Annotated in this window: 19 protein-coding genes; 13 read left to right on the forward strand and 6 right to left on the reverse strand. The window is 71.5% G+C overall.

Annotated features, from left to right (window positions below):
- Nucleotide 1 precedes the first annotated feature (1 nt).
- Genes Y09_RS17705 through Y09_RS14760 form a run of 3 tightly spaced genes read right to left on the reverse strand, consistent with a single transcriptional unit; the run spans nt 2 to nt 4,724 of the window.
- Nucleotides 2–1,165: a hypothetical protein gene (locus tag Y09_RS17705; RefSeq protein WP_200716830.1), complete on the reverse strand. Its 1,164-nt coding sequence runs from the start codon at nt 1,163–1,165 to the stop codon at nt 2–4.
- Complete coding sequence (locus Y09_RS14755) at nt 1,162–2,763, reverse strand: class I SAM-dependent DNA methyltransferase (protein WP_053918567.1); 1,602 nt, start codon at nt 2,761–2,763, stop codon at nt 1,162–1,164. The genes Y09_RS17705 and Y09_RS14755 overlap by 4 nt, the downstream gene beginning before the upstream one ends.
- Complete coding sequence (locus Y09_RS14760) at nt 2,763–4,724, reverse strand: hypothetical protein (protein ID WP_053918569.1); 1,962 nt, start codon at nt 4,722–4,724, stop codon at nt 2,763–2,765. The genes Y09_RS14755 and Y09_RS14760 overlap by 1 nt, the downstream gene beginning before the upstream one ends.
- 191 nt (nt 4,725–4,915) lie before the next feature.
- On the opposite strand from Y09_RS14760, the gene Y09_RS14765 reads away from it, so the two are divergent.
- From Y09_RS14765 to Y09_RS14775, 3 genes are all read left to right on the forward strand, one after another.
- Nucleotides 4,916–5,770, forward strand: coding sequence for a hypothetical protein (locus Y09_RS14765; RefSeq protein ID WP_053918571.1), 855 nt, complete (start codon nt 4,916–4,918; stop codon nt 5,768–5,770).
- A 73-nt stretch (nt 5,771–5,843) separates the two neighbouring features.
- Entirely contained in the window at nt 5,844–6,497 is a 654-nt protein-coding gene (locus Y09_RS14770) for a hypothetical protein (protein ID WP_053918573.1), read from the forward strand.
- An 83-nt stretch (nt 6,498–6,580) separates the two neighbouring features.
- Nucleotides 6,581–6,877, forward strand: a complete 297-nt coding sequence (locus Y09_RS14775) for a hypothetical protein (RefSeq protein WP_053918575.1) — start codon at nt 6,581–6,583, stop codon at nt 6,875–6,877.
- A gap of 10 nt (nt 6,878–6,887) precedes the next feature.
- Here the strand turns inward: Y09_RS14775 and Y09_RS14780 are convergent, their stop codons facing one another.
- Nucleotides 6,888–7,838 carry an L-lactate dehydrogenase gene (locus Y09_RS14780; protein ID WP_053918577.1) on the reverse strand — a complete coding sequence of 317 codons (951 nt, stop codon included), beginning with the start codon at nt 7,836–7,838 and terminating at the stop codon, nt 6,888–6,890.
- 135 nt (nt 7,839–7,973) lie between these two features.
- The gene (locus Y09_RS14785) at nt 7,974–8,288 is read right to left on the reverse strand and encodes a 4a-hydroxytetrahydrobiopterin dehydratase (RefSeq protein WP_053918579.1); all 315 of its coding nucleotides are present in this window, start codon (nt 8,286–8,288) and stop codon (nt 7,974–7,976) included.
- Nucleotides 8,289–8,349: 61 nt separating this feature from the next.
- Between Y09_RS14785 and arfB the strand changes: the two genes are divergently transcribed.
- The 8 genes from arfB to Y09_RS14825 all read left to right on the forward strand — a co-directional run bounded on the left by arfB (nt 8,350) and on the right by Y09_RS14825 (nt 15,705).
- Nucleotides 8,350–8,790, forward strand: coding sequence for an alternative ribosome rescue aminoacyl-tRNA hydrolase ArfB (arfB, locus tag Y09_RS14790; RefSeq protein ID WP_053918582.1), 441 nt, complete (start codon nt 8,350–8,352; stop codon nt 8,788–8,790).
- 122 nt (nt 8,791–8,912) lie between these two features.
- Nucleotides 8,913–9,485 carry a 1-acyl-sn-glycerol-3-phosphate acyltransferase gene (locus Y09_RS14795; protein WP_053918584.1) on the forward strand — a complete coding sequence of 191 codons (573 nt, stop codon included), beginning with the start codon at nt 8,913–8,915 and terminating at the stop codon, nt 9,483–9,485.
- A 9-nt stretch (nt 9,486–9,494) separates the two neighbouring features.
- Nucleotides 9,495–10,289 (forward strand): pyrimidine reductase family protein, encoded by a 795-nt coding sequence (locus Y09_RS14800; protein ID WP_053918586.1) that lies wholly within the window; start codon nt 9,495–9,497, stop codon nt 10,287–10,289.
- Entirely contained in the window at nt 10,282–10,791 is a 510-nt protein-coding gene (locus tag Y09_RS14805; RefSeq protein WP_053918588.1) for a flavin reductase family protein, read from the forward strand. The genes Y09_RS14800 and Y09_RS14805 overlap by 8 nt, the downstream gene beginning before the upstream one ends.
- 130 nt (nt 10,792–10,921) lie before the next feature.
- Complete coding sequence (locus tag Y09_RS14810; RefSeq protein ID WP_053918590.1) at nt 10,922–11,884, forward strand: TIGR03885 family FMN-dependent LLM class oxidoreductase; 963 nt, start codon at nt 10,922–10,924, stop codon at nt 11,882–11,884.
- A 29-nt stretch (nt 11,885–11,913) separates the two neighbouring features.
- Nucleotides 11,914–14,256, forward strand: a complete 2,343-nt coding sequence (locus Y09_RS14815; protein ID WP_053918592.1) for a glycoside hydrolase family 65 protein — start codon at nt 11,914–11,916, stop codon at nt 14,254–14,256.
- 116 nt (nt 14,257–14,372) lie between these two features.
- On the forward strand, nt 14,373–14,615 hold the full coding sequence (locus Y09_RS14820; RefSeq protein WP_029360345.1) for a PspC domain-containing protein: 243 nt from the start codon (nt 14,373–14,375) through the stop codon (nt 14,613–14,615).
- 70 nt (nt 14,616–14,685) lie between these two features.
- Nucleotides 14,686–15,705: an LLM class flavin-dependent oxidoreductase gene (locus Y09_RS14825; RefSeq protein WP_053918594.1), complete on the forward strand. Its 1,020-nt coding sequence runs from the start codon at nt 14,686–14,688 to the stop codon at nt 15,703–15,705.
- A 64-nt stretch (nt 15,706–15,769) separates the two neighbouring features.
- On the opposite strand, the gene Y09_RS14830 is transcribed toward Y09_RS14825, so the two are convergent.
- Complete coding sequence (locus Y09_RS14830) at nt 15,770–16,213, reverse strand: VOC family protein (protein ID WP_029360347.1); 444 nt, start codon at nt 16,211–16,213, stop codon at nt 15,770–15,772.
- A gap of 155 nt (nt 16,214–16,368) precedes the next feature.
- On the opposite strand from Y09_RS14830, the gene Y09_RS14835 reads away from it, so the two are divergent.
- Together Y09_RS14835 and Y09_RS14840 are read left to right on the forward strand one after the other, a co-directional pair.
- Nucleotides 16,369–16,845: a VOC family protein gene (locus Y09_RS14835; protein ID WP_053918596.1), complete on the forward strand. Its 477-nt coding sequence runs from the start codon at nt 16,369–16,371 to the stop codon at nt 16,843–16,845.
- A gap of 141 nt (nt 16,846–16,986) precedes the next feature.
- Nucleotides 16,987–17,904 carry a DMT family transporter gene (locus Y09_RS14840; protein WP_053918597.1) on the forward strand — a complete coding sequence of 306 codons (918 nt, stop codon included), beginning with the start codon at nt 16,987–16,989 and terminating at the stop codon, nt 17,902–17,904.
- Nucleotides 17,905–18,185 lie beyond the last annotated feature (281 nt).

An 18,185-nucleotide genomic window follows, 5' to 3' on the forward strand; every position in this document is an offset into this window, starting at 1 on the left:
TTCAGACGACCTCCTCGACGGTCTTCTCGGCATCCTTGACGGTGATCTTGCCGGACATCAGCAGCGGCAGGAGCTCGTCGCGGGTGGCGGCGAGGCGAACCGACTCCTGTTCGGCTGCCACAGCTCGTTCCCACATCGGATCGACCAGTGCCCTCAACGCAGGAACCTCCAGGCCGACCGGCGCCAAGACTTCTTCGGCGAGAAGGTCACTCTTGTTCAGATGGATCACGGTCGTCCCTGCCTTGCTGCGCTCAATCCGACGGAGTGGCGCCACTAGCATTTCGAGCGCAATGGCCGGCCCGTATGTATCGCTTGACGCAGAGAGAACCCGTTGGTTGAGCACGCCCTCCGGGCCTGACCATCGGGTGGGTCGGAACTCAGCATCCATCCCTACAAGAATGTCACCTGGGCGCACTTCACATTCCCTTTCGCGACGCTCAGTCGTCCACACTTGACATTTCTGCGACTTGAGATCACGGATCCTCACCAGGGGTCGACCGATGCCGGGCGCACTGAAAGAGTCACCTTTGAAGGCTTCGCCGAACACAAAGCTCAAGGCCTCCCAGAGCTGAATTGGCTTTACAAGGCGGGAAGCTACGCAGGACCGAATGAGATCATCCAAAGAATCCACGAGCCGGTGGTTCGCGGCGATCTTGTCGTCGAGGGCGCCAAGCACCTCGACAATCGAGGCCATCCGGAGACCATTGGACGGTGGCACAGGAACTGCTCCCAGAACGGCACCATTCATCGATAGCATCGTGGTCCCCGGCGCGTGCCTCACCAGCCACCCGCGGACTGATCTCTCTCGTAGTACGTAGCTATAGAAGCGGGCGGTGTCCGGATCGTCAAAACGCACGGCGATAGCATCACTGCCCAAGAACAGCGGTCCGTAGGACTTTGAGATCCATGCCGAGCGATCGACGGCCCCCTTCCTTGAGACCACCACATCCCGTTCGTCCAACATGAAATGCCCCAATCGGGTCTGCACCTCTGGCCCTACTCGCGGTGTGTCAGGCTTGATGCGGATGAATCCTTCTCGGATCTCTCCGACCGAGACGACAGGTGCGCCGTTTCCCGTTGAGTTGTACTCGTCTGCCTTGAGCTGAGTACCGAAGGGACCTGTTTGGATCGCGCGCAGGCCGTGAACCTCGCCAAGTGTCGTCATACCAACCTCCCCAGCTGTTCCCGCACCACCGCGTCCAGCCGCGCGGACTCGTCCAGCGCCGCGGTGAGCTCCTCCGTGAGCCGCTCGATCTTCTCGTCGATCGGCTCGTCGTCCTCCTCCGGCTCCGGCGCGCCGACGAAGCGCCCCGGGGTCACCGCCCAGCCTGCCTGCTCGATCTCGTCAAGTGTGGCGGACTTGCAGAAGCCGGGCACGTCCTCGTACTCGCCCTCGGCCGAGTCGCGGCCGCGCCAGGTGCGGAAGGTGTTCGCGATGGTGTGGATGTCCCCGTCGGAGAAGGTGCGCTCCACGCGATCGACCATGTGCCCCATCTCGCGGGCGTCGATGAACAGCACCTCGCGGGAGCGGTCGATCGACCCCTTGGACCCGGCGGTCTTGTCGTTCGCGAAGAACCACACGCACACCGGGATCGCGACCGAGCGGAACAGGTTCGGCGGCATCGCGATCACGGCGGAGACCACGCCGGCCTTCAGCATCTGCTTGCGGATCTCGCCCTCTCCCCCGGTGTTCGAGGCCATGGTGCCGTTGGCCATCACGACGGCCGCCTCTCCCTGCGCGGAGAGCTTGGAGAGGATGTGCTGCATCCAGGCGTAGTTGGCGTTGCGCACCGGCGGTACGCCGTAGGTCCAGCGGTGATCGTCCTCGCTGCGGGCCCAGTCCTTGATGTTGAACGGCGGGTTCGCCAGCACGTAGTCCGCCACCAGGTTCGGGTGGATGTCGCGGGCGAAGGTGTCGCCCCAGCGGGCGCCGAGGCCCTGGGAGTCCATGCCGTGGATGGCGAGGTTCATCTTCGCCATCCGCCAGGTGCGCTCGTTGAGCTCCTGGCCGTACACGGCGATGTTCGTCGGGTCCTCGTTGTGCGAGGCGAGGAACTTCTCGGCCTGCACGAACATGCCGCCGGAGCCGCAGCACGGGTCGTAGACGCGGCCCTTGTGGGGTTCGAGGATCTCCACCAGGGTGCGTACCAGCACCGGCGGGGTGTAGAACTCGCCGCCGCGCTTGCCCTCGGCCTTGGCGAACTTGTCCAGGAAGTACTCGTAGACCTCCCCGAGCAGGTCTCGCGCCTTCGAGGCGCCCTGCCCGGTGAAGCGGGCGGAGTTCAGCAGGTCCACCAGCTCGCCCAGGCGGCGCTGGTCCACGTTGTCGCGGCCGTAGATCCGCGGCAGGGTGCCCTCGAGGGAGGTGTTGTCGCGGCCTAGATGCCCCATGGCGGAGTCGATCAGGTCACCCACGGTCTGGCGGTCGGCGCCGGGTGAGGCCTGCGTCCCCTTGGCGTGCGCGGCGATGTGCTCCCAGCGCGCCTCGGGATGCACCCAGAACACGCCGGAGCCGGTGTATTCGTCGACCTCCTCGAGGGTCTCGGCGAGGAACTGCTCATCCTCGCCGGCGAGCTCGGCGCGGATCGCCTCGCGCCGCTCCTCGAAGGCGTCGGAGACGTACTTGAGGAACACGAGGCCGAGCACGACGTCCTTGTACTGGCTGGCGTCCATGGAGCCGCGGAGCTTGTCCGCCGCCTTCCACAGCGTGTCCTTGAGCTCCTTGGGCGTCGAGGGCGCCAAGGTGGCCTGCTTCGTGGCCATCAGTTCTCCTTCATGGGGGTGGTGAGCGTGGCGGCGAGGGTTCCAGCCGCCACGGCCTGGATGAGTTCGTCCTCGAGCTGGTCGAGGGAGTCGAGTCGGCGACGGAGCTCGGCACGCCGATCTTCCAGCAGGGGTCCGACAGCGTCGAGCGCCGGGACCGCCTCGGCGGGGATGGTGCGCAGGCGCCAGGTGCGCCGGTCGCGGCCCTGCTGGGCGCTGATGTCGGCGGCCACCACGCGGGGGTGCAGCACCCGCGGCGCGTGGCTGTCAGGGACGCAGCGCAGCACTCGTGCCGGGGCCTGCAGCACGTTGCCGCCGGCCGCATCGACCATGGCGGCGGCGCCGCCCTCGGCCGTGAACACCACGTCCCCGGGGAGGGTGAGGATGCTGCGCGGGACGGTCTGCTCCAGCACGAGACGGTCCACGGCCCGCTGTCCGAGGCGGCTCGGATCGCGCACCTCCTCCGGTCCGATCACGGCGACGCTGCCCGCCGCAGGGGCACCGATCACCTGAGAGGGCAGGCGTGTGCCGCGGACCTCGCGGGCCAGGCCGTTCAGGGCCTGCGCCCAGGAGAGCGTGGGATCGGTCCGGTTCTCCTCGGTGGCGCGTAGGGCGAGGGTCTGCGAGAGCGACCCGTCGTCGAGCTCCCAGAGCCGGGCCAGGCTCTCGCCGCCGCTGCGCGGCGGTCCGGACTGCGGGGAGAGCAGCAGATCGGGTCGCCGCAGGAGCGCGCCGGTCGCCAGTCGCGTGCTGCGGAGGAAGGCGTGGGCGGTCAGGGAGGTGCCCCCGGCCAGTGCCGCGGCGACATCGGCGGCGAGCGCCGCGCGGGAGGAGGCGTCCAGGGCGGTGTCCGCATGCTCTCCGTAGACGGTCCAGTCCGTGCCGGCATGCGGCGCCGCGGTGCCGAACACCCACATCGCGAGCCGCCGTCGGCCGACGAAGCGGCTGAGGCCCTTCGGCAGTCGGGCCGCGTAGTGCAGCGGGGCCGGGCTCTCGGGGCGGGGAAGCAGCAGGCGCGAGCGTGCGGCGCGGTGGGCTTCCTGCCGGAGCGGATCCAGCAGGAGCTCGCTCGGGCCGATCACCATGGCGAGGTCCGACGGACCGAGGTCCAGCAGCATCGACTCGATCCGGTCGTACAGCTCGACCGGGTCCTCTGCGGCCGGGTCGTGGCGGAGCGCGAGGTGAGGCTCCTCGGCTCCGGCCTCTCGATCGACGACGTGGTCGGTCCCCGCATGCGCGGCGAGCATGCGGAGCGCCGCCCAGGACTCCGCGGCCATGTCGGCAGAGAGGTCGACCCCGCAGCGCGGCTGGTCCTCGTCCTCGAGGGCGAGTGCGAGCTCTGTGGCGAGCAGCAGCGCCCCCGGATCCTGGGGGTCGAGGCGCCGGGGCGCGAGCTCGAGCAGTCCGCGCAGGATCTCGACCATCAGCGCGACTCCGGGCGCGGTGAGCACCTCCCGGGCCCAGGGCCCGCGGGGGCGGCTGAAGGACCCCACCAGCCGATCGAGCAGCGCACGACCGGAGAAGGCCGCCTCGGCGAGCTCGTCCACGGCGGACAGGAGCTCGGCCCGAGCCCACAGGCCTTCGAGTCGATGCTGGGGGATCAGCAGCTCGGAGGTTCGGTGCGCGAGGGCGTCGCGGACGTCCGCCGGCCGGACCTCCGTGAGCGGCCCGCCCACCAGATCGTGCAGGAGGAACAGGGCCGAGGCGGTCTCGGGGTCGCCCCGCAGCTCCTCGAACTGCGAGGAGTGCAGGAGCACCTCGAGCGGCGCCTCGGGATTGTTCCCCTTCCCCGATGCCTCCAGCCAGGCGGCCACCTGCTGTGCGTCGAAGAGCAGCTCATCCTCCGACAGCGAGGGCGGGAACGGGTGCGGCGTGCCGGCGAAGCGGGTGCGCCACATGCTCACCACTCCCCGCTGCACGCGGGTGAGGTCGGCGATGGACTGCATGGTCACGGTCGGCACGGCTCACCTCCTCGGGGGATGACCTCACCGTAATCGAGAACCACGATTACATCTGACTGTTCCTTGATAAGGGGCCTTATCTCAGCATTGCGTTCCGGTTGTCGCCGCGACTCCGCATGGTCTACCCATGCACCGCGGATCTCGCAGTGCTCTCACGATCGGACGCGGTCCGACCCAGCGAAGGAGCAGACATGCGCATCACCACCTCCCCGTCCTCGGCGACCCGTCGCCGGCGCTCCGCGGGACGCCTCGGCGGCGGCCTCACGGGCGCTCTCGCCGCTCTGATGCTGCTCGGCGCCTGCGGCGTCGTGACGGATCCACCCGCCGGCGACGACGAGGCGACCCCTGCCGTCGCTGCCGAGGCCCAGGCCACCGAGGACGACGAGACCGGGACCGAATCGGGCACCACGACAGGTACGACGCCGGCCGAGAGCGCAGACTCCTCCGCGGCATCGACCGAAAGCGCCGAGGCCTCCCCCGAGGAGGAGCCCGAGGTCGCGCCGGAGCCGGAACCCGCCGAGCCGCAGTCCTTCTCCGGCACCGGCTCCGAGGTGGTCATGCTCGATCCGCTCGGCGAGGACGTGTTCTATGCGGCCGTCACGCACGACGGCTCGAGCAACATCGCCCTGTGGTCCGTGGACGAGAACGGACAGGACATCGACCTGCTGGTCAACGAGATCGGCGGCTACGAGGGGAAGGTCGCGCTGAACTTCGGCGAGGACCCCGCCGCGCTGCGCATCGAGGCCGACGGCGCCTGGACCATCGACCTTGTGCATCTGGCCGAAGCTCCGCGCTGGGACGGCGAGGGCGTCTACGAGGACAGGGGCGATTCCGTGCTCATCGTCGACGGCGTCGCCGACGGCCTGACCCCGGTCACCCTCACCCATGACGGGGAGAGCAACTTCGCGATCTGGGCCTGGGGCGAGAGCTACCCCGACCTGATCGTCAACGACATCGGAGCCTACGACGGCACCACGCTGCTGCCCGACGGCACCCTGGTCCTCCAGGTCGATGCCGACGGCACCTGGACCATCTCCCCCAGCTGAGACCGAACAGCGGACGCCAGGCGGCACCACCCCGCGGGACCCGCCTGCTCACCACCACCGAGAAAGGATGATCATGTCCACCATCGCCGACAACTTCATCAAGGATGGCAGCTTCGGCCGCCGACTCCTCGCGATGCTCGCCTCGTTCTACGCCATTTCGCTGCTCTACGGTCAGGCGGCCGGGGGGCGCACCAGAAGCGGATACGCGGTCATCGCCTCCGCGCTGCGGTCCGTGGGCCTCGACGGCCCGGCGGACTGGCTCGTCGGCACGTTCATGCCTTCGCTCGATGCAAGCCCTGTCGCGCCGGTCGCCGCGGCGGTCGTGGTCGCCGGAGCCGTGATCAGCATGGCTGCGACCTTCCGCCACACGGTCTTCAACGTCAGCCCGCAGGCGAGCTTCGCCTACCTGCTCGCAGCCTGCATGCTGGTCGATCTCGGGGAGATCTCACTCCGCTCGGCGGTGATCGGCACCGCGGTCATCGCTGTCAGCGTAGGGCTCTTCTGCCTGATCCCCAGCGACGACCTCCGGACACACCCCGTCCTCGTCGCGCTGTTGATGTTCCTCGGACCGTTCGCGGCGATTCTCTATGGGCCGGCGAAGATCCTCTCCTGGCTCGCCTCGGAGTCCCGCGCACAGACCGTCCCCGTCGCGCTCGAGCACGGCACCGGCCCGGTGAAGGTCGAGCTCGTCGAGAGCTCGCTGCCCTCTGGTGCACGGCTCCGCTGAACTCGCGCACTGTCACCAGCGCCCCTCACCTGCCCTACTCGCCGTCGGCCCTACGATCTCGGGCCCCGTCGGAAGGACCTTCCATGCGCTTCACCCAGGACATGACATCCGCTTTCGGCGAGTGGCTCGAATGCGACCGCATCCGGCACGCGCTCATCGCGGAGCGCCCCGACATCGCCGCCAGGACGACGCTCCATCCCCAGCGCCCGATGCTGCGCATCCACCGCCCAGGCGGAGACGTCGTGGTCGCGAAGGCAGAAGTCGACGGATCCGCCGCCTGGATCGTGGGGGTCGCCGCCTTCCCCGACCCCGTGCTCCACGACGCGAGCTCCGCCGAGTCGGCGACCGCTCTCGTGCTGACTCTTCTGGGGCATTCCTGAGCGAGAGATCTCAGCCCCGCAGCCCGGCGGCGACCTCCTCGAGCACGGCGGCGCTCGCGCGCAGCTTCTCCAGCTCCTCGGAGGAGAACGGCGTCTCCCGGATCGGTCGGGCGCCGGAGGAGCCGACGATGCTCGGCACCGACAGGGCAACCCCGTCGATGCCGTGGAAGCCGTCCAGCACGGTGGCGACGTTCAGCACGGCGTTCTCGTCGGCCAGGATCGCCTCGACGATGCGGGCGCTGGAGAGCCCGATCGCGTAGTTGGTCGCCCCCTTGCCCTGGATGACCCTGTAGGCGGCCTCGCGCACGTCCACGGCGATGCGGTCGAGCTCCTCGAGGGTGAACAGGGGCTCGCCGTCCTCGCCGCGCCACTCGAGGATCGGCACGGTGCTGATGCGGGCGTCGGACCACAGCGGGAACTCGGTGTCGCCGTGCTCGCCGACGATCTGGGCGTGGACGGAGGTGGGCGCCACCCCGGTGCGGCGCGCGATCTCCCAGCGCAGGCGCGAGGTGTCCAGCACGGTGCCGGAGGCGAACACCCGCTCGGGCGGCAGTCCCGAGGCCTCGTGGGCGAGCATGGTGAGGACGTCGCAGGGATTGGTGACGATGACGATGATCGCGTGCGAGGCGACCTCGAGGACGTCCCGCACGATCGAGCCGACGATCTTCGCGTTGGTCGCGGCGAGCTCGATGCGCGTCTGACCGGGCTTCTGCTTGGCGCCGGCGGTGACCACCACGACGTGGGAGCCCTCGGCGACGCCGATGTCGGAGCCGCCGATGACGTCGCTGGCGCGGGTGAACAGGGTGCCGTGGGCGAGGTCGAGCACCTCGGCCTCGGTCTTCGCGCCGTCGATGTCGTACAGGGCGACGTGGCGGGCGGAGCCGCGGATGAGCGAGGCGTAGGCGACGCTCGAACCGACGGCGCCGGCCCCGATGACGGTGAGCTTCGAATTCTCGATCATGCGTCGACCTTAGTTCCGGCGCCCCGAGCGCTCCAGGGCCCGAAGTCCTGTCTCGCCGGATCTCATGGACGCCTTGACGCGGCGGCCGGGAGTTCGGGCGCGCCCCGATGGCCCTCCTGCGCGCGTCTACGGATCTCAGCCCTCCGCGGGGCGGATCCCGAGCTCCTCGGCATGGGCGCTGACCGTGCGCGCGAGGTCGATGTCGCGCGAGGTCACTGATCCGACGTCGTGGCTCGAGAGGGTCACGGTGACCTCGGGATAGGTGAGAAGGATTTCGGGATGGTGGTTCGCCGCCTCGGCGGAGAGGCCGACGCGGTTCACGAACGCGAGCCCGGTCGCGAAGTCGCCGGTGTCGAAGCGTGCGGTGAGGGTCTCGTCCTCCTGGCGCCAGCCGCGGGGAGCGGCGTCGGCGATCTGCTCAGGGGTCAGGGTCTGCTTCGGATCAGCCATGCCGCCATCGTGCCCCGTCCGCGGCCGGACGGCCAGACCCTCGGCGGGGCACACTGGGGACATGGACGACCTGCGAGTGGATCCCGGCCCGGGGGCGCCCCGCGGCCTGCGCGTTCCCGCCGCGGAGCTGGTCGAGCAGTTCTCCCACGCCTCCGGGCCGGGCGGTCAAGGGGTGAACACGTCGGACTCCCGCGTCCAGCTGAGCCTGGACCTGGCCACCACCTCGGCGCTGGACGAGGTCCAGCGCGCCCGCGTCCTCGAGCGTCTCGCCCCACGCACGGCGGGCACGGTGCTCACCGTCACCGCCTCCGAGCAGCGCTCCCAGCGCCGGAATCGCCGAGCCGCGCGGGAGCGGCTCGCCGCCCTGCTGCGCGAGGCCGTCGCCCCCGAGGTGCCGCGCCGGGCGACGAGGCCGACGGCCGGCTCCCGCCGCCGGCGTCTCGCGGCCAAGCGACGCCGCGCGGATCTCAAGCAGACCCGCAGGCCGCCCCGCGGCGAGTGAGCGCAGGGCCTCGCCCGTCGACCGCACCTCTACCGCCCGGCAGGCCGTGCACGAGCAGTGCGTCCGTCCCGGAGAGGGTCCTCCTGCAGCGACCCCGCACCCTCAGCGCCTACTCTCTGGACATGATCCGTCAGCTCCTCGCACGCGCCTTCTGGGCCCTCTCCCCCTGGAGGCTCGTGGTCGAGCGCGTCCCGGACCGGCCCACGATCTTCATCGGGGCACCGCACACCTCCAACTGGGACTTCGTGTTCATGCTGGCGATCGCCTGGCGGCTGCGCCTGAAGCTGCGCTGGTTGGGCAAGCACGACCTGTTCCCCGGCTGGAAGGGGCCCGTGATGCGCGCACTCGGCGGGATCCCCGTGGACCGTCGCGACCCGGCACGTGTGGTCGAGGAGGTCATCGCCCTGGTCCGCACCGGGACCGTGTTCGGCCTGGTCATCACCCCGGACGGCACACGCGGTCCGCACACGCACTGGAAGTCGGGCTTCCACCGGATCGCCCGGGCGACGGGCCTGCCGCTCACCCTCGGGTTCGTGGACCGCACCACGATGACCACTGGGCTGGGCTCGACCGTTTCCGTCACCGATGACGTGCGCGCCGACATGGACCGGATCCGCGCGTTCTACCGGGACAAGTCCGGCTACCACCCCGCGCAGCGCGTGGAGCCGAGGCTGCGCGAGGAGGACGACGGGTAGGGTGCCGGGATGGAGCTCCTCGAGCACGGTGCACAGGTCCCGGACCCGCTCCGGCCCTATCTCGACGTCGACCGGTCCCGGCCGCGGCACGAGTGCTGGGTGACCGGACACATGGTGGCGGGCCTGGACGGCACCGCCGCGATCAGCGGCCGGGTCGGCGCGCTGTCCACGGCCCCGGACCAGTCGCTGTTCCGCCGCATGCGCCAGATCGCCGACGTGGTGCTGATCGGCGCCGAGACCGTGCGCCGCGAGGGCTATGCGCCGGTGAGGCTGTCGGAGGAGGCGCAGCAGCAGCGCAGGCTCCGCGGGCAGGCCTCGCTCCCGCCGGTCGCAGTGGTCAGCCGCAGCCTCGACCTCGACCTCACCTCGCACGTCTTCGCCGGTGCGTCGGAGGAGGCGCGCACGCTGCTCATCACCTGCTCCGCCGCGGACCCCCAGCGCCTCGCCGCCGCTCGCGAGGTGGCGACGGTGCTCATCGCCGGCGAGGACCGGGTCGACCCGGCGCGCGCCCTGCGGGCCCTGGCCGAGCGCGGCTGTGCGGTGGTGCTGTGCGAGGGCGGTCCCCGATGGCTCGGCGAACTGGTCGCGGCCGACCGTCTGGACGAGCTGTGCCTGTCCGTCTCCCCGCTCATGGGAGGCGACCCGCTGCCGGTCAGCGTGACCCCTGCGGGCGCGCCGCTGCGCCGTTTCGCGCTGCGCAGCACCATGGTCGAGGACGGCACCCTCTTCCTCCGCTACGAAGCGCTCCCGCCGGAGGACGGCGCCGCGGACCGCGCCACCGCAGATGACGGGAACGATGAGTGAGAACGCCTTCGCCGCTCTGATGGCCGCGACCGATCCCGCGATGGTCGTGGTCACGACCGCCGCCGGGGGCGAGCGCGCCGGATGCCTGGTCGGCTTCCACGCCCAGTCGAGCATCTCCCCCGAGCGCTACTGCCTCTGGCTGTCCAAGGCCAACCACACCTACCGCCTCGCCCTGCGCTCCACGCACTTCGCCGTCCACGTCCTCTCCTCCGCGGATCTCGCCCTGGCCGAGCGGTTCGGCACCCTCACCGGCGAGGAGACGGACAAGTTCGCGGGGCTCGACGTGAGCGGCGGCGAGGGCGGGGTCCCCCTGCTCGGGGCGTGCCCGCAGCGCCTGCTCCTCGAGCGGATCGCGATGCTCGACGACGGCGGTGACCACGTCTGTGTCACCGCGCGGGTGCTCTCGGCGCAGAGGGAGGGGGAGCTCGACCCCTTGCGGCTGTCCTCCGTCGAGCATCTGCGTGCCGGGCGGGACAGCGGCGAGCACGCGGTCCATCCCTGAACGGGTCCCGGCGGCGCCGCGGGCGGACACACTCCGCGCACCGTCCCCTCGTCCACCGGGCCTCCTCCACGGCGGACCCAGCGGTCGAGGAACTACCCCGGCCATGCCGCGCTCTGCTAGGAACGACCACATGACGGTGTACGGCTTCCACGCCTCCCACGAGCAGATCTCGCCGCGGCAGCTGCTCGCGGACGTCCGCCTGGCCGAGCAGGCCGGATTCGAGGCGGCCATGTGCTCGGACCACCTCGAGCCCTGGTCGCAGCGCCAGGGACACGCCGGGATGGCCTGGCCCTGGCTCGGCGCGGCGCTGGCCACCACCTCGCTGAGCATCGGCACGGTCACCGCACCCGGACAGCGCTACCACCCCGCGATCGTGGCCCAGGCGATCGCCACCCTGGGGCAGATGTTCCCGGGCCGGTTCTGGACCGCGCTGGGCACCGGGCAGTTCGCCAACGAGCACGTCACCGGGCAGGGCTGGCCGCGCAAGGAGATCCGGCAGCAACGGCTCGAGGAGTGCGTCGGGATCATCGCGCGCCTGCTCGACGGGGAGACGGTCTCCCACGACGGCCTGGTCACCGTCGAGGAGGCCACCATCTGGGAGGCCCCCTCGCCGCGCCCCGCGCTGATCGCGCCCGCGATCTGCGTGGAGACGGCGGTGCGCGGAGCGCGCTGGGCCGACGGGCTCGCGACCATCAACCAGGACCCCGCCCATCTGAGGGAGATGCTCGCGCGCTGGGCGGATGCCGGCGGTGCCCCGCGTCGGATCCTCCAGGTCCATCTCTCCTGGGCTCCGACCCAGGCGGAGGCACTCGCCCTGGCGCACGACCAGTGGCGCTCCAACGTGCTCCCCTCCCCCGCCTCCACCGACCTGCGGGTCGCGACCTACGACGCGGTGACCGAGCGCGGCGTCGGCGACGAGCAGCTGCGCGAGGCCGTCCTGGTCTCCGCCGACCTCGGCGAGCTCACCGAACGGCTCCACGAGCTCGCCGACCTCGGCTTCGACGAGCTGTACCTGCACCATGTCGGCCAGGAGCAGAGACCCTTCCTGGAGGCCTTCGGGGAGAGCGTGCTGCCCCGGCTGCGCAGCGCATGAGGAGCACCCCGGACCAGGAGGAGGGACCGATGCCCGCGACGACCGCGACGTTCGAGATCGACCCCTGGCAGATCCGCGAAGCGGCCGTCGACGTGGACGGTCTCGGCGTCAGCGAGACGGTCTTCAGCCTCTCCAACGGCCACCTCGGGATCCGCGGCACGCTCGACGAGGTCGAGCCCCATGCGGTGCGCGGCACCTTCCTCGCGGGGGTGCACGAGCTCCACCCCCTGTCCTATCCGGAGGGCGGGTACGGCCATCCCGAGCACGGCCAGGCGATGGTGGCGGTCTCCGATGCGAGCGCGCTGCGGCTGACGGTCGACGGCGTGCCGCTGGACGTGCGCGCCCTCGACCCGGAGGTCCACGAGCGCGTCCTGTCGCTGCGCACCGGGGTCCTCGAGCGGCGCCTGGTCTGGCGCACGCCTGCCGGGGCGCGCCTGGAGCTGCGCACGCAGCGCCTGGTCTCCCTGCAGGAGCGCTCGCTGTGCACGGTGCGCTACCGGCTGCGGGCCCTGGACGGCGCCGCCCACGTCGTGGTGCGCTCGGAGCTGGCGCTCGGGGAGCGACCGCCGGCGGTGCAGAACGACGACCCCCGGGTCGGCGAAGCGCTCGACGACCCCTTCGACATCCTCTCGCGGGACTGCGACGAGACCGGCGGCGTGCTGACCGCCCGCACCCATCACTCGGACATCGAGGTGGCGACCGCGACCCAGCACCGGGTCAGCGGCGCCCGCACGGTCTCCTCCGAGGCCGTCACCGACGCCCACGTCGTCACCACGATCACCGCCGCGCTCGACGCCGGAGGGACGCTGGCGATCGAGAAGCACTCGAGCTACGCGTGGGCGCAGGACGGCTCGCCGGGTTCCCTGCGCGAGGAGGCCCGGGCGGTCGTCGATTCAGGCCTCGACCGGGGGTGGGATGCGCTGGCCGATGCGCAGCGCGAGGTGCTGGACGAGCTGTGGGAGACCGTCGACGTCGAGGTCGAGGGGGACGACGAGCTCCAGCAGGCCCTGCGCTTCGCCCTCTTCACCCTGTTCACCTCCACGGCCTGTCTCGAGGGGGCGCCGCTGGGCGGGAAGGGCCTGACGGGTCTGGGGTACAGCGGCCACACCTTCTGGGACATCGAGGGGTTCGTCGTGCCCGCCCTGTCGCTGCTCGTGCCGGACTCCGCGGAGCGGCTGCTGCGGTGGCGCCGATCGACCCTGGAGGCCGCGAAGAAGCGGGCCGAGGTGCTGAACCTGCGCGGGGCGAGCTTCGCGTGGCGCACCATCGACGGTCACGAGACCTCCGCGTACTGGCCGGCCAGCACCGCGGCGATGCACGTCAACGCCTCGGTCTCCCGGGCCTTCTGGCTCCACGGCAGCGTGACCGACGAGGGACCCGACGCGGTGGGGGCACTCGAGGTGCTGGTGGAGACGGCGCGACTGTGGCTCTCGGCGGGGCACGTCGATGCCGAGGGCGGATGGCACCTGTTCGGGATGACCGGCCCGGACGAGTACACCGGGGTGGTCGACGACAACGTCTTCACCAACCTCATGGCCCGCCGCAACCTGCTGCGCGCCGCCGACGCCTGCGCCCTGCTGCCCCTGTGCGCCGCGGAGCTCGGCGTGACGGACGAGGAGACGTCGCGATGGCGCGAGGCGGCCGAGCACACGCACATCCCGTGGGACGCGCAGCAGCAGGTGCACCCGGCGAACACCGGCTTCACCACCTATCAGGAATGGCCCTTCGCCGAGCGGCAGGACTCGTACCCCGTCCAGGCGCATCACCACTACTCGACGATCTATCGCCGCCAGGTGATCAAGCAGGCCGATCTGGTCCAGGCACTGTGGTGGTGCCGGGACGACTTCACCGAGGAGGAGCTCGCCCGCGACCTGGCCTACTACGAGGCCCGCACCGTCCGGGACTCCTCGCTGTCGGCGAGCACCCAGGCGGTGGTCTGCGCCCGCGCGCAGCACCCGGACCTCGCCCACCGCTACCTGCGCGAGAGCGCCCTGACCGACCTGCGGGACCTGCACGGCGATGCGCGGAACGGCCTGCACCTGGCCTCCATCGGCGGGTCGTGGCTGGCGCTGGTCTCAGGGCTCGGCGGGCTGCGAGAGGATCACGAGGTGCTCGAGGTCGCGCCGCTGCTGCCCCGGGCCCTGACCCGCCTGCGCTACCGCCTGACCTGGCGCGGCCGGCTCCTGCAGGTGGAGACCACGCGCGACGGCACGACGCTGACGCTGCTGCGGGGCACGGAGCCCGTGGACGTCCTCGTCGACGGCGCACCGCGGACCGTGCGCCCGGGCCGCCCGGTGACAGCACCGCTGCGGGAGGCCGCACCGCTGCTGCCGGAGCCGACGCAGCCGGTCGGCCGTGCTCCGCGCGTCTGAGGACCCGGGAGCTGCGGACCCGTCCCCGCCGCCCGGCGCATGAGCGGGAATCCCGCGCCGAGGACGGGGGCCAGCCCCAGTGCCGAGGGGCCGCCGCCGGGCCTAGCCTCTTGGGCATGAACTCCTTCTTCGCCACCCTCCGCGGCTTCCGCTTCCGCCGCGGCCCCCAGCGCATCCTCGGCGGCATCGCCGGTGGTCTCGCCGAGCTCACCGGTTTGAACGTGTGGCTCATGCGTCTGCTCGTGCTCGCCTCGTTCCTGCTGCCCGTGCTCGGCGTCGGCGCGTATCTCGCGGTGTGGCTGCTGACCCCCTGGCAGGACGGCACGATCCCGCTCGAGCGTCTGCTCGACCGCGGCTGATCACCGGGGAGCGTCGCTGGCTACGATGAGCGCACCGCGCCCCAGGGCGCCCTGCTCCGGAAGGTCCTCGATGCCCGATCGCTCCCGTCCCCTGCGCCGCCTCGGCTTCCTGACCATCGGCCTGTTCGATCCGGCCGATCCCGCGCTCGGGCACGAGTCGACCCTGTCGCTCATCGAGCTCGGCGAGGAGCTCGGCCTCGACAGTGCCTGGCTGCGCCACCGCCACCTGCAGTTCGGGATCTCCTCCCCGATCGCGGTGATGGCCGCGGCGAGCCAGCGCACCTCCCGCATCGAGCTGGGCACCGCGGTGACGCCGCTGGGCTGGGAGAACCCGCTGCGCCTCGCGGAGGACCTCGCGACCGTCGATGTGCTCTCCGGCGGCCGGATCAATCCCGGCGTCAGCGTCGGCACCCCGATGAAGTACGACACCGTCAAGGACGCCCTCTACCCGGACACCGCCGAGGTCGAGGACTTCTCCAAGACCAGGGTGGAGCGTCTCGCGGGCCTGCTCGCCGGCGAGCGGGTGCGGGAGCTGGAGGGGAAGCAGGGCGTGGTCGAGGAGTACTCCTCCCGCGTCGAGCCCCACTCCCCCGGTCTGCGAGAGCGGCTCTGGTACGGCGCCGGGTCCCTCGACTCCGCTGTCTGGGCCGGGGAGCACGGCCTGCACCTGCTCTCCTCCAGCGTCCTCTTCCCCGGCCCCGACGAGGAGCCGGACTTCGCCGCGGTCCAGGCCGCACAGATCCGCGCCTTCCGTGCCGCGGGCGGCACCCGCGCCTCGCAGGGCCTGGTCGTGATCCCCACCGACTCGGCCTCGGCCGACCAGGCGGAGCGCTACCGCTCCTATGCCGCCGAACGCCTTCCGCGCACCCGCACCCCGCAGGGTCCGCGCCGGATGATGTTCGCCCCGGACCTGGTGGGCACGAGCGAGGAGATCGCGGAGCAGCTGTGGGCGCACGAGGGCTTCCGCGAGGTCGACGAAGTCGCCTTCGCGCTCCCCTTCAGCTTCTCCCACGAGGACTACGTGCAGATCCTCACCGACATCGCCACTCGGCTCGGTCCGGCGCTCGGCTGGACCCCGGCGAGCGCCTGAGGGGCGACGAGCCCGATGGCACGCCGCACCGCGTCCCGTCGGCCGCTCCTCCGGTCGCCCGGGCTCACCCCCCGGGCCCGCCCAGCTGCTCGGCGAGCATGACCAGGATCCCGCTCGGGCCGCGCAGGTAGGTCAGGCGGTACACGTCCTCGTAGGTCGCCACGCCCCGCAGGGGATGGCAGCCGTGACGCGCCGCGATCTCGAGCGCCGCGTCGAGGTCCTCGACCCGGAAGGCGACGCGGTGCATGCCGATCTCGTGCGGCTGCGTCGGGGCGGTCTCGATCGCCTCGGGGTGGAGGTACTCGAACAGCTCCAGCTGCCCGCTCCCGTCGGGCACTCCGAGCAGCGCGATCCGCACGTGGTTGCCGTCCAGCCCCACGGCGGTCGATGCCCACTCGCCGCGGACGGTGTCCCTGCCGAGCACGGTCAGGCCCAGGTCGGTGAAGAAGGCGATCGCCTCCTCGAGATCACGCACCGCGATCCCGACGTTCTCCATGTGGATGCTCATGCCGTGGACAGTAGACCCGCCCCGCCGCGGAGGACAGACCGCGCAGTGCGCAGGATCGGACCTACCTGCGGCGGCGGCGCGGGCCTACTGTGAGCGCACGACGGGCCGCCGGCCCGCACCGACCCGCAGCACCGACACTGCAGGAGGACAGCCCCATGACCACCATCGGCACCTGTCTCTGGTTCGACGGCCGCATCGACGAGGCCGCCGAGTTCTACGTCTCCCTCGTCGAGGACTCCCGGATCCTCCAGCGCACCGTCTACGAGGCCGGCGGCGGCCCGCCGGACGGTCCCGATATGACCGGTCAGGCGCTCACCGTCGACCTGGTGCTCGGCGGCGTGCCGTACACGCTGCTGAACGGCGGGCCCGCCTTCCCGCTGTCGGAGGCGGTCTCGATCATGCTCACCGTCGAGTCGCAGGAGGAGGTCGACCGGCTGTGGGAGGCGCTGATCGCCGACGGCGGCGCGGAGTCGCAGTGCGGCTGGTGCCGTGACCGCTTCGGCCTGTCCTGGCAGGTGATCCCGCAGCGGCTGAACGAGCTGCTGCAGGGCCCGCACGCCGAGGCGGTGACGCGCGAGATGATGACGCAGACGAAGCTCGACGTCGCCCGGCTCGAGGCCGCCGCCGGCTGAGCGGACCGCACCGCCCGACAGCAGGCAGGACTCCCGCGCCGCCCGCCGACGGGGCGTTCCGACCTGCGGGCGGGCCGACCGAGCCGTGAGACCCGCGCCGGCGTTTCGCCCTCGCGTCCGACGGAGGAGCACGATGGAGGCATGCCCTCCCCCGTCGCCCCGGCCGCACCGTCCCGCCCGGCGCTGCCCTGGCTCGCCGCCGCCGCGGTGATGCTGCTGTGGGCGTCCTCCTTCATCGTCATCCGCTTCTCCGGTGCGCACCTCTCCCCCGGGGCGATGACGCTGCTGCGGATGGTGACCGCGGCGGCGGTGATGCTCCCGCTCGTGCTGACCGGGCGGGTGCGGACGCCGCGGAGCGGCAGGATATGGGCCGGCGTGCTCGCCTGGGGCGTGACCTGGTTCTGCGTGTACTCGGTGGTGCTCAACGCCTCGGAGCTGTTCCTGGATCCCGCGACCGCCGCGATGCTCGTGAACCTCGCGCCGCTGATAGTGGCCGTCGCCTCCGGCGTGCTGCTCGGCGAGGGACTGTCCCCGCGGCTGCTCGTCGGCGTCGTGATCGCGCTGTGCGGGATCGGGCTGATCACCCTGGCCACCTCGACCGGGCACGTGGAGGGACCGGGGCTCGTGCTCGGGCTGCTCGCGGCCGTGCTCTACGCCGGCAGCGTGCTGGGGCAGAAGCCGCTGCTGGCCCGCATCGACTCGACCTCGATGACCGTCGTCGGGATGACGGCGGGGATGCTGGCCTGCCTGCCCTTCGCCCCACAGCTCGTCGCGGAGCTGGGCCGCGCCCCGGCCTCGGCGGTCGCGGCGGTCGTGTACATGGGCGTGCTGCCCACCGCGGCCGCCTTCCTGCTGTGGGGCTACGCCCTCACCCACACGCCGGCCGGGGTGCTCACCTCCTCGTCCCTGGTCGTCCCAGCGATCACGGTGGTGCTCGCCTGGACGATCCTCGGCGAGGTGCCGCCGCCGCTCGCCGCGCTCGGCGGCGTGCTGTGCCTGACCGGCGCCGCGATCGCGATCCTGCCCGCGATGCTCGCCTCCCTGCGCTCTCGGACGTGAGCGCGGCCACCCTCCTCACCGGCCCGACGGCGCGCGCGGGCCGGGGAGCGCACGGACATCGCAGGACAAGGGAGTCCACTTGCCGCCTCACTGCGCAGGTCAGGGCGATCCCGGGACGATCCCGGCAATCCCGCGCAGCTGCCTGACTGGTTCCTCACGAATCGTCCATAGAACTGGAGCATCCGACAATCCGTTCCTAGAGTCGTGCTCGGTCGGCGGCCAGGGACAGCGTCCGCGCAGGAGCAGCGGTCCTCGCTCGCCGAGCCGGATCTCCCCGCCCG

This window comes from Brachybacterium sp. SW0106-09, assembly GCF_001293905.1.
Taxonomy (GTDB): Bacteria; Actinomycetota; Actinomycetes; order Actinomycetales; family Dermabacteraceae; genus Brachybacterium; species Brachybacterium conglomeratum.